General features: G+C 61.5%; 8 protein-coding genes. 1 reads left to right on the top strand and 7 read right to left on the bottom strand.

Annotated elements, in window-relative coordinates; translation table 11 throughout:
* Nucleotides 1-73 precede the first annotated feature (73 nt).
* Entirely contained in the window at nucleotides 74-1,243 is a 1,170-nt protein-coding gene (locus tag AAC126_RS07010; RefSeq protein WP_339851474.1) for an aminotransferase class V-fold PLP-dependent enzyme, read from the top strand.
* A gap of 9 nt (nucleotides 1,244-1,252) precedes the next feature.
* Here AAC126_RS07010 and AAC126_RS07005 read toward each other — a convergent pair whose 3' ends face one another.
* From AAC126_RS07005 to AAC126_RS06975, 7 genes are all read right to left on the bottom strand, one after another.
* The gene (locus AAC126_RS07005) at nucleotides 1,253-2,581 is read right to left on the bottom strand and encodes an HlyD family type I secretion periplasmic adaptor subunit (RefSeq protein WP_339851472.1); all 1,329 of its coding nucleotides are present in this window, start codon (nucleotides 2,579-2,581) and stop codon (nucleotides 1,253-1,255) included.
* Nucleotides 2,578-4,215: an ATP-binding cassette domain-containing protein gene (locus tag AAC126_RS07000; protein ID WP_339851470.1), complete on the bottom strand. Its 1,638-nt coding sequence runs from the start codon at nucleotides 4,213-4,215 to the stop codon at nucleotides 2,578-2,580. The genes AAC126_RS07005 and AAC126_RS07000 overlap by 4 nt, the downstream gene beginning before the upstream one ends.
* 207 nt (nucleotides 4,216-4,422) lie before the next feature.
* Nucleotides 4,423-5,406 (bottom strand): calcium-binding protein, encoded by a 984-nt coding sequence (locus tag AAC126_RS06995; RefSeq protein WP_339851467.1) that lies wholly within the window; start codon nucleotides 5,404-5,406, stop codon nucleotides 4,423-4,425.
* 41 nt (nucleotides 5,407-5,447) lie between these two features.
* On the bottom strand, nucleotides 5,448-6,320 hold the full coding sequence (locus AAC126_RS06990; RefSeq protein ID WP_339851464.1) for a methyltransferase domain-containing protein: 873 nt from the start codon (nucleotides 6,318-6,320) through the stop codon (nucleotides 5,448-5,450).
* Nucleotides 6,317-8,761 (bottom strand): glycosyltransferase, encoded by a 2,445-nt coding sequence (locus AAC126_RS06985; RefSeq protein ID WP_339851461.1) that lies wholly within the window; start codon nucleotides 8,759-8,761, stop codon nucleotides 6,317-6,319. The genes AAC126_RS06990 and AAC126_RS06985 overlap by 4 nt, the downstream gene beginning before the upstream one ends.
* The gene (locus tag AAC126_RS06980) at nucleotides 8,758-9,675 is read right to left on the bottom strand and encodes a hypothetical protein (protein WP_339851458.1); all 918 of its coding nucleotides are present in this window, start codon (nucleotides 9,673-9,675) and stop codon (nucleotides 8,758-8,760) included. The genes AAC126_RS06985 and AAC126_RS06980 overlap by 4 nt, the downstream gene beginning before the upstream one ends.
* A 149-nt stretch (nucleotides 9,676-9,824) precedes the next feature.
* Entirely contained in the window at nucleotides 9,825-10,571 is a 747-nt protein-coding gene (locus AAC126_RS06975; protein WP_339851456.1) for an aldolase, read from the bottom strand.
* Nucleotides 10,572-10,661: the final 90 nt, after the last annotated feature.

Below are 10,661 nucleotides of genomic sequence, written 5' to 3'. Positions count from 1 at the left end.
GCCCGCGAGGCGGTGCATGTCGCAACCATTCTGGACCGCGCGCTGGCGTGATCCTGCACTTAGGAGAAGACCAATGACCTACAAGTCCGGACCCCATTTCCTGCAGATCCCCGGGCCAAGCCACGTCCCTGACCGGATCCTGCGCGCCATCGGTCAGCCGACGATCGACCATCGCGGCCCGGAATTCCAGACCCTCGCAAACGAGGTGCTGGCGAAGGTGAAGCCGATCTTCCAGACGGAATGCCCGGTCGTGATCCTGCCATCGTCGGGCACCGGTGCCTGGGAGGCCGCCCTGGTCAACACCATGAATGTTGGCGACAAGGTGCTGATGTTCGAGACCGGCCAGTTCTCCTCGCTCTGGGCCGAACTCGCCACGCGTCTCGGGCTGCAGCCGGAGGTGATCCCCGGCGACTGGCGCCATGGTGTCGATGCCGCAGCCATCGAGGCACGGCTGCTGGAAGACAAGGGGCACGAGATCAAGGCTGTCTGTGTCGTCCATAACGAGACCTCGACCGGCGTCACCTCGAAGATCCAGAAAGTCCGCAAGGCTATCGACGCGGCGAACCACCCGGCTCTGTTCATGGTGGACAGCATTTCCGGCCTGGGCTCGGCCGAGTATAAGCACGACGAATGGGGCGTGGATGTCACCGTCAGCGGCTCGCAAAAGGGCCTGATGCTGCCGCCGGGTCTCGGCTTCAACGCGGTCGGCCCGAAGGCATTGAAGGCGAGCGAGAATGCCCGCATCAACCGGTCCTACTGGGACTGGAAGAGCCAGATCGGCATGAATAAGGACGGCTGGTTCCCCTATACCCCGGCAACCAACCTGCTCTACGGCCTGAACGAGGCCTGCGACATGATGATGGAAGAGGGCTTGGACAATGTCTTCTCCCGGCACGAGCGCTTCGCCGAGGCGACCCGCCGCGCTGTCCGGACCTGGGGCCTTGAAGTGCTCTGCCAGTCCGCCGACGAATACAGCCCGGTTCTGACCGCCGTCGTCATGCCCGACGGTCACAATGCGGATACCTACCGGGCGACCGTGCTCGACAAGTTCGACATGTCGCTCGGTTCAGGCCTCGGCAAGGTTGCCGGCAAAGTGTTCCGTATCGGCCATCTCGGTTACTTCAACGACCTGATGCTGATGGGCACGCTCTCCGGTGTCGAGATGGGTTTTGCCGTTGCCGGTGTGCCGCACAACAAGGGCGGCGCCCAGGCCGCGATGGAATATCTGACCGGCAACGCCTGATCCGGAGGTTCACTGTTCCCGGAACCCCCGGAACATGAGCTGATAGAGAGGGCCAAGCAGATAATCGGCGGCGGTTCGTGTTTCCGTCAGAAGAGCGATATCCGCCGCCATTCCTACCTTGAGAGCGGATATCGTTCCCTTTTGGCCGCTGCCGGCGTCGAACCGCAGCCTTGCTTCGTAGTAAGGCCGGCCGGTTACCGCATCCTCCAGCAGATCCGCCGAGATCCGAACGACGCGGGCATGCAGCGGTGGCCGGTCTTTCCAGCGATAGGCTCTGATGCGGACTTCGGCCAGTTGGCCGCGATAAACCGCATCGATATCCGCCGCGCGGATGCGGGCATCGACCACCAGCTCGTCCTGCCGGGGGATGATGCTCAGGATCTCTTCTCCGGGCTGGGCGACGCCGCCGATGGTATGGAAGGCGAGGTCGACAACCTCCCCCGAGGCGGGCGCGCGTATCTCCGTGTTGCGCAGCCGGTCGCGGGCGCTTTTCAGTTGCTGGCGCAGTGCCGCGATTTCGTTTGAGGTTTGGGTCAGGGCTTCCGCGCGTTCCGTCTGGCTCTGGTTCTTGAAGGCCAGCAGGTTGAGCCTGGCCGCCGCCAGGTTTTCCTCGGCCTGGGCGATGTTGCTCCGGAGCGTATCCCGTTTTCCCAGAAGGGTTTCGCGGGCGCGCTTGAGGGCGAGCAGCCGTGGCTTGCGCTCCAGCCCCTTGTTCAACAATGTTGCAACATCCGCTGTTTCCTCTTCCAGCATCGGCAACTGCCTGTCCACGGAACGGAGCTGCCCTTCCAGGGACCGGACTTCCTCCTCTATTTCCGCGATCCGGCGGGCCAGAACCAGCTCCTTGCCATGCTGTTCCCGGCGTGCGGCCTCGAAAAGGGTCTGCTCGATTTCCATCACGCGGGTGGCCGTTGGATCCGTGGCATCCCGGGTCAGGGCCGGCGGCCAGTCCGGCTGGCTCGCACCGCGCAGGGCGGCGGACAGGCGTGCCTCCCGTCCGAGGGCCTGGATGAAGCGATTGCGGATCATGTCATGCTCGGCCCAGGCTTCCGTCGGGTCGAAACGCAGCAGCGGTTGCCCGGCGGTGACACTGTCTCCTTCCGACACCAGAAGCCGTATGATCCGCCCGCCATCCCGGCTCTGAACCGTTTTCTTATAGGATTGCACCAGGACGCGGCCCTCTGCGAGTACGGCGGCATTGAGCGGCACGAGCCAGCTCCAGAGCACAACCCCGATAATAAAAAATATGATCACGGCGAGCGCTGACAGGGCTATCGGGCCGATGTGGGGGGAGGGCGGGATGCCCTCGGTTCGATAATTGGCGAGGGCACTCATCATGCGGCTGGCTCAGGCAGGTGAGGGGGAAGGGTGGCTGACGGGGCTGGGGCGGGCACGGCGATTTTTATAACGGCGCCCTGATCGAGCAGGATTACCCGGTCCGCGCTGCGCAGCATTTCCTGGCGATGACTGGCGACAACAATCATCCGGCCCCGCTCTTTCAGCCATTTGAGCGTGGTAATCAGGGTGTTCAGCGCGGTTTTGTCCAGATTGCTGTCGGGCTCATCCAGAAGGATCAGTGCGGGATCGCCGTAAAGGGCGCGGGCAATGCCGACCTGCTGCCGCTGACCACCGGTCAGTCGCGCGCCATTGCCATCCATGGGGCTGTCATAACCGTTTGGCAGTTGCCCGATCAGATCATGAATTCCCGCAAGTTTTGCTGCCTTGACCGTGGCATACGGGTCGCAGTTCGACATCCGGGAGATGACCGTGCGGACTGTGCCGCCAATGAGCTGAACCGATTGCGGCAGATAGCCGATATGGCTGCCAAAATCCTCCCGGTTCCAGCTATGGGTATCGTGTCCGTCCAGTGTGACGAAGCCGACGGTCGGCTTCCACAGGCCGGTCATCAGTTGCAGAAGGGTGGTTTTCCCGGATGCCGCCGCTCCCGCGATACAGATGAACTCGCCGCTGCCGACATCGAAACTGACGCCTTTCACGGTCGGGCGCGGCGCGCCGGAGGGCACGAAAGAGACACGCTCGAGCCTCAGTCTGGTGGATGGGCGGGGCTGGGGCATGGAAGAGCGCTGCAGGCGTGCGGGCTCGGCAAGGATGGCCGCAATACGCCGGGCCGCCGCCGCCGCCGCGTTCCAGTGCCGCCAGCGGTCAAGCAATTGCTCCAGCGGTGCGAGGGCACGCACAAGGATGATGGAGCTGGCGAGCAGCGTGCCGAAATCCGCCGCCTGGTCCAGCACCAGCAGGGTGCCGCCACCAAACACGGCCAACTGTACGGCAAGGCGGATACCCTTCGCCGCGCTTAGAACCATGGCCTGGCGCTGCGCCCCGCGCATGTTGGCCGTGATCATTGCCGCGTTATGGGCGCGCCATCGCCGGGCAATACCGGCCAGCATTCCCATGGCATCGATGACTTCGCCACAGCGCAGGGTCTCGCCGATTTCCCGGTAGGCGACTTCCGCGCGTTCACTGCTTTGCCGGGCTGGCGTTCTGGTCAGGAGGTCGTTCGCCACAGCGAGCAGCAGCAGGACCGTCCCGGCGCCGAGACCAAGCCATCCGAAATAGGGATGCAGCAGGAAGAGCGCGGCGAAGAACATCGGCGCCCAGATCATCTCAAGGCCGGCGGTGAGCGAGCCGCCTGAAACGAAATCACGCAGCAGTCCGATATCCTTGAGCAGTTCCGCCGGTCTTTCTCCGCCACTGAGAGAAAGTGCCGAGATTGGCGCAATGACAACCTCGCCCAGCCGCTCCGCGAGCCAGCCGGAAAGGCGGTGGTAGGTCAGGCTGCGCAAATAATCGAGGATGGCATAGAGCAGGATCGCCCCGCCCGCGAGGAGCGACAGGCCGGCAATCGTCGCAACGCTGCCGCTTTCCGTCACGCCGGAGAACAATTTCAGCATGTATAGGGGAGGAATGAACATTGTGAGTGAAATGACGAAACTCAAAACAATGCAAAGCATCAGTCCAGGGATGCATTTCGTCAGGATTGATCGAAGTTGCAGAGAGCAAGAATGGTCCGCATCATTTTGCTTCGGCATCATTTTTTGATTCATCTCAATGCGACCAATAAGTTTGCATTCTTAGCCGAATTTCGCGCAATTACTGGCTCTGCGGTAATTTTTTCTTTTAAGAACATGTTTGTTCTTTAGCCGTGGGCTGCTTCTTGGTCAGCCGATACTGATGTAGGAACCGATGTCGCTGAGCAGGTCCTGGGCATTCAGACCGTCGATGGTGACGACATTGCCTCCGCCGAAATCGATCACCGCATTGCCAAGCGCATCGCTGGAGATGCGGGTGCTGAGATCGCCCGGTTCGGTAACCTGCAGACCATTGATCCCCGTTGAGACGACGATCGTGTCGGTCCCGGCGACAAAGTCATGGATGACATCGACGCCGCTGTTGCTCCGGAAGATGAATTGATCGCCGCCGAGATTGCCATGCAAGGCGTCGTCACCGCTCCCGCCATCCAGCATGTCCTCGTTCTGGCCACCATACAGAGTGTCGTTGCCGGCACCGCCGAAGATCGTGTCGTTCTGCTGATTTCCGTAGACGATATCCCAGCCCGCGTTGCCATGGACGATATCCGCGTCCCGGTTGCCCATGAGAAAATCGCCATCGGCACCGCCGGATATATGGTCTTCCCCCTGTCCGCCGAAGAGGCTGTTGGCGCCTGCGTCCGCGGCAAGCGTGTCGCTTCCCGTGTTACCGTAGATAATGTCGTTCCCGATCCCTCCAATCAGGCTGTCGGAGCCGATGCCGCCCTGCACAAGGTCGTCGCCGAGACCCGCATCGACGGTGTCCGAGCCACTGCCTGCCTGAATATTGTCGCCGCCGCCGCTGCCTGTGATCAGGGCATCTCCCGACCCCTGAATGATCAGGGTCTTTCCCGTCTCGGAGTCGGGGTTGAGGGACAGTGAGATCTGTTTGCCGTCTGGGGCCAGGGCGGTTGCCAGGGTCGTCTCGTCGGACAGGACAAATGGTGCGGGGCTATCGCCACCGGATGAGCTGTCGGATGCTTGAACCGTCACGGTCTCGACGGAGGATTCCGATAAGCCGAGCGAATCCAGAAAGTCGCGAATGAGGGTGCTCTGCTCCGCGTCTATGTTCCGGTTTTCCGCCGGATCGAACATGCCTCCTACCAGGGATGCCATCTGATCTTTCTCCCGCTCGCCTGCAGCTTGTCCCGGCGCATTCAGTCTTTCCGATAGCCCTGCGGTACGACCATGAATGTGTCCTGATAATGCAGGGCTCCCGGTTTTTCCGCCCATTTCCCGGGGTCGTAACCGACAATCCGGAGGCCGCTGTCTTCCAGCATCCGGGTCCAGGTCGCGCGGGTGTAGCCGGCGAAGAAATCCTGACCCTGATAAGCGTAGTAACTGCCCTGCTCTTCCTGCGAGACAGACCGGTGCTGGCCGGTGCGGCGGACGAAATCGAAAAAGAATTCATCAATGATGAAACAGGTCAGATACGCGCACCCGCCTCTCTTCAGTACCCGTGATAGTTCCGCGAAATAGGCGATGCAGTCCTGCTTCTGGAGATGGGTGAAAAGGGATATGGCAAAGGCGAAATCGACCTCTTCATGGTGCAGCTCGGAGAGATGATAGCGGTTGGCGGCGCCAGGGGTGCGCGGCTCGAAATAGTAATTATTGACCGCCTCTCTCTGAATGAAGTGGATGCTGCCTGTGGTGGAGGAGACATTATTCCGGCACCAGTCGAGTCCTTCCCGCCAGACGTCGATACCGTAATAGGCACCGTCATCCAGGTGGCTGGCGAACGGAATCGCCAGGCGCCCGCAACCGCAGCCAAGATCGAGGATTGTGTCCGTCCGCTCGACAGTGCCGCGCTGTACCAGTTCACCGAACAGATCGCACATCGTGGCGCGGAAATGAGCCTCGTCCGGGCTTCCGACAATATTCATCATGGCCGGTGGCGGCAGCGTGTCCGGCGCCATGGACCAGCAGCGCTCGATGGTCTGCCGGACCCGTTGCGCCTTGGCCTCGGCGGCCTCGGCTTCCGTCTGAAGGGTGCGGATATAGGCGCTGGCGGCTGGAAGCGGTTCTGTCATCGGGCCGGCGTCCGTTGCTGGCTGACCGGCTCCGCATGCGGCCGTGGCCGCCCCTGCTGCCGGCCGAACTTGGTGAAGTGGTCAAAGGCAGTCTTGAAACGGCCCTCGGCAATGGCCCGGGCGATGTCGGGATTCTCCGCCCGGTATGCAAATTCGTCGAAATCCGGTGGCGGCTGTATCACGGTTGACCGGATGTAGTGATCGGCCAGGCCGGAAAGCTGAGGGATCAGGTCGCCCGCCTCGACGGCAAGGCCGCGGGTGCGGATGATCTCGGTGACGGTCATTTGCAGCAGGACCCAGCGCCGGTCGAGCTCCTTCTCCTGTGCCGCACAGCGGGCTTTCAGCCTGTCCAGTTCGGAGTCTTCGGGCATGGAACGGGACATTCCGGCGGGAGCTGTCTCAAGACGGGATCTCAGGTCCCCCAACCCATAGGCCTGGCCCATCAGACCCGCGAGTGTGGCGAATTGCGGTTCATGCGCCGCCCGCCGCAGATAGCGGTTTCTCAAGATGGCACTGAAGGCGACATGCGGGTTTTCGCTGCCGCTGTCGGAATTCGCGTAACTGCCGCCGCTCTCCTGGCCTTCGTTTGAGCGGTGGTGATAGTTCGCCAGGGGTAGCGGCAGGACACCGATATCGGCATCCATCAGGAAGCGCAGATTGAAGTCCCAGTCCCCGAGCACCGGGAGGCTTTCGTCAAACCCGCCAAGGCGTTCCCATAAAGAGCGCCGGAACAGGAAGGATATCGGCGGAAACACATTACCGGCCGCCATTTCGGCGATTTGTACATTCTGGAGCCAGTTGTTGAAGGGGCGGCGGCCGCATTCAAGCACCCTGCCTTCGGAGAGGACCTCCTCAACATGGGTGCTGTGGCAGACGACACCGTCATACAACGGCCCATGCCGGTTCAGAAAAGCGACAGATTGTTCGAGGTAATCCGGCTCCCAGCTATCGTCGTCGTCGTGAATGACGATCAGATCGGACGCGGACGCGCGAATGCCGGCGTTGGAGGCGGCTTCCATGCCCGTGCTTTCCGGATGTGAACGGAAGATGATGCGGGTCGGATCGACGAGGGATTTTTCGATGATTTCCCGCACCGGCTCCGGGTCGCCGCCATCATTGACGATAACCCAGTACAGATTCCGATAGCTCTGCCCGGCCACGCTGCGGGCGGCCCTTTCAAGCAGCAGGGGGCGATCCTTGGTGCGGGTAATGATTGCGACGCCGGGCTCATCCTGTTTTGCCGGGCGCGTTGCTTGCGCCCGCAAGATGCGCTGCGCCCGTTGCCGCCGCTCCCCGTCGAATTCGATGGCGGCTTGTCCCGGTTGCCAGAGTGCATCGTCGATCCGCTGTTGCGGTGTGTCGCCGGGAAAACGATCTTTCGCGGGCAGGATGACGGAGACGGAACCGGCGCGTCCAAGATCCAGTGAGCGCGGCTTCAGGGTCAGCAGGTGCAGGTCATCCCTTGTCGGTGCGGTAATCATGTCCGGGAGCTGTGTCAGGGCCATTGCGCAGGAGGCTGCAATTTTCCCGGGGCTGTTCGCCGCATGCGCGTTGATATGGGCGACAACGCCCTCAAAGGCCGGATCGGGCAGACTGTGTGCGCCATGCGCGGTGTGATCCAGCGGGGCTGGCTGCTGTGCCGCCTCGATATCGTCCTGGCCGATATGCTCAACGGAAGGGAGTGCGGGCTCCAGCAGGCTCTCGATCAGATGACGGTGCAGGATGATGGCGGTAACGGGATCGTCCGGATCGTAATGCGGGCTGTTGAACATCAGGCCGGACATTTTCCGTGGCCGGTATCCAAGAATCTCGGTCCGCGCCGTGCAGCCGAAATAGAGGCCGGTCCAGTCCCGCTCGGGAAAGGCCTGTTCCAGCAAGAGCTGCTGTGTCCCGCGCCATCCTGTATCGATCAGGATAAGCCGGTCCGCACCGCCGGCGAGAGCATCGAGATACTCCGCAAAGAGACGGGATTGATGCTGCAGGTGCTGGCGCACGCTTTTTGCGATGGGCAAGTCCGTGCGCAGGAATTCGTGAAGGGGCTGTTGCGGGATTGGCGGCAGGGCTCCGTTCTTCCCGGAAGGAGGCTGTGACCTTACCAACGCGCGAACAATGCTCTCCAAGGATTCCCCCTCCATCTCCCTGCCGAGAGCTGTCAAGGCGAGATCCGGAGTGGGGCCGTAAGCCGCCTTGACGGCCATCAGGCGGGAGGCGCGAAAGAGCGCGGCATTGGCGGGAAAGGGCAAGCCCCGCTGCTTCAGCCAGATGCCGTAGAGAGCCTGAATTCGGAGGCCGGCGCGGAGGGTGAACAGGATGCGGTCACGACGCGGGTCCGTTTGCATGAGATGTGCGTGCAGCTTCAGCAAATAGAGATTGAGGAGCGGGCCAAGCAGATCCCGGCCGATCTCCCCGAGGGTTCTTGGTTCGGTTTTTTGCCGTGTCATGGCGTGAACCTGCATTCCTGCCTGAAGCCGCTCTCCAGAACGGGGATCCGCGCGAGGGTTTCGGCGAAGCAATCCCGGCGTGCGTCCAGCTCTTCGCCGGGAAGCGGCAGATAGAGAGCGTTCCAGCCAGAGCGCTTCGCGCTGCGATAATCATCTTCCAGATTGTCGCCGATATGCAGCGCGCGGCCCGGGGCGGCACGCATGGTCCGGGCAACATGGCCGAACAATGCGCCTGCCGCTTTACTGCCGTGACCATCCGCCGAGGAGAAAATCCGAGGACGCCTCTCGCCCGCCTTCAGGGCGGAAAAGATGCGTCCGATCTGACTGCTGTCCAGATACATATCCGACAGGAAGACGATTGGCAGTGACGGAAACCGCTCTTCAATCGCTGCAACAAGCGGATTGAGGGAAAGGTTCTCGATCTCGCATTCCAGCTCGGTCTGGATATAGAGCGCGGCCAGATCCGGCCGGTTGAGGAGCGTGCAAACGGCGTTGGCGATGGCGCTGAGTGATGGGTCGCCGTCAGCTAGGGAATCCCGCTGCATTCCGTAGGCGGCGCGTGCGGCGATGAGCCGGGCGAGCAGTATGTCTTCCGGGTCGATATTCGCGCTGGCGTCAGAGCCGGATATGACTTGCTGGAAGCGCTTCGAATGTGTCCGGAAACGGTCCAGTTCCGGCGTTGTCGCGCGGAGCAGGGCCGTATCGAAAACATCGATCGACAGCAGCTCAATCGATTTTGCCGAGATAACCTGGCTGATCAGATCGAGGATTTCGGAAAGATTTTCAGGATCATCGTAAAAGGTGCGCAGGTTCGCGCTCGCGATCATCCTGGCGAGAGACGGGGCCATTTCTTGGCCAATTGGCGCATAGCTATTACGCCCGGCGCCGCTATCGATTTTCCCGTGCCTGTCCATCGATCCCGGTCCTGCATCGTAGAGCGCCTTTGCTCCCGATTCTGGGGATCGTGCCAGCAATCCAATTGCAATTAAAGATTATTTTGCATGCCGGGTTATTCTCCATAAAGGTATATTCATCATGGTCCCGGCATGCGGATATTGGCGCGTTAGTTCAGGAAATCGGGCTCTTCCTTCTCCAGCATCCGGCGCAGCGCCTTGAAATGCCGGTCCGCGACCCGGGCGTTTTCGGTGGAGGCCTGCTGGCGGGTGTGGGAGCGGACCCGCTCTGAAATCGTGCGCATTTTCTGGCCGGTGGATTTCGCCAGCACCTGCACCTTGGCGGCCCGTTCCAGATAGTAAAGGTCGTTGAAAGTATCCTGCACCGTGGCGCCGGTGGTGATGACACCATGGCAGGCGAGGAACAGGATCGCGTTATTACCCATCTTGCTCGCCATCCGCGCGCCTTCATCCTCGTCCAGCGCCAGTCCTTCATATTCGTCGTCATAGGCGATGCGCCCGTCGAACATCAGCGCATTCTGTTCACACATCTCCAGCCGGCCGCCTTCCAGCAGGGTGAGGGCGGTGGCATAGGGCATATGCGTATGCATGATGCAGACCGCGCTCGGCACGTGTTTGTGCATCTGGCTGTGAATGAAGAAGGCCGTGTCCTCGACCGTCTCCGACCCTTCAAGGACAGTGCCGTCACCGTCGCAGAGCACCATCGAGGAGGCGGTGACTTCAGACCAGTGCCAGCCGAACGGATTGATCAGGAACCGGTTGCCGCGCATCACGCCGTCATCGTCGGGCAGGGCCAGCGAGAAGTGATTGTCGACGCCTTCATTGAGGCCCATGCGGGCGGACCAGCGCAGTGAACAGGCGAGATCGATGCGGGCTTGCTGAATGTCCGTGGTCATGGCTGGTCTCCCTCCAGGCGAGCTTATCAATGGGTAAGAATTTGTTGTTTTGCCGACGATAGACCGGGCGTTAGGGTCCCGTGAAGTGCC

It is taken from the genome of uncultured Nisaea sp. (assembly GCF_963974195.1).
Classification (GTDB): domain Bacteria; phylum Pseudomonadota; class Alphaproteobacteria; order Thalassobaculales; family Thalassobaculaceae; genus Nisaea.
This window is presented reverse-complemented; position numbering and strand designations above follow the sequence as displayed.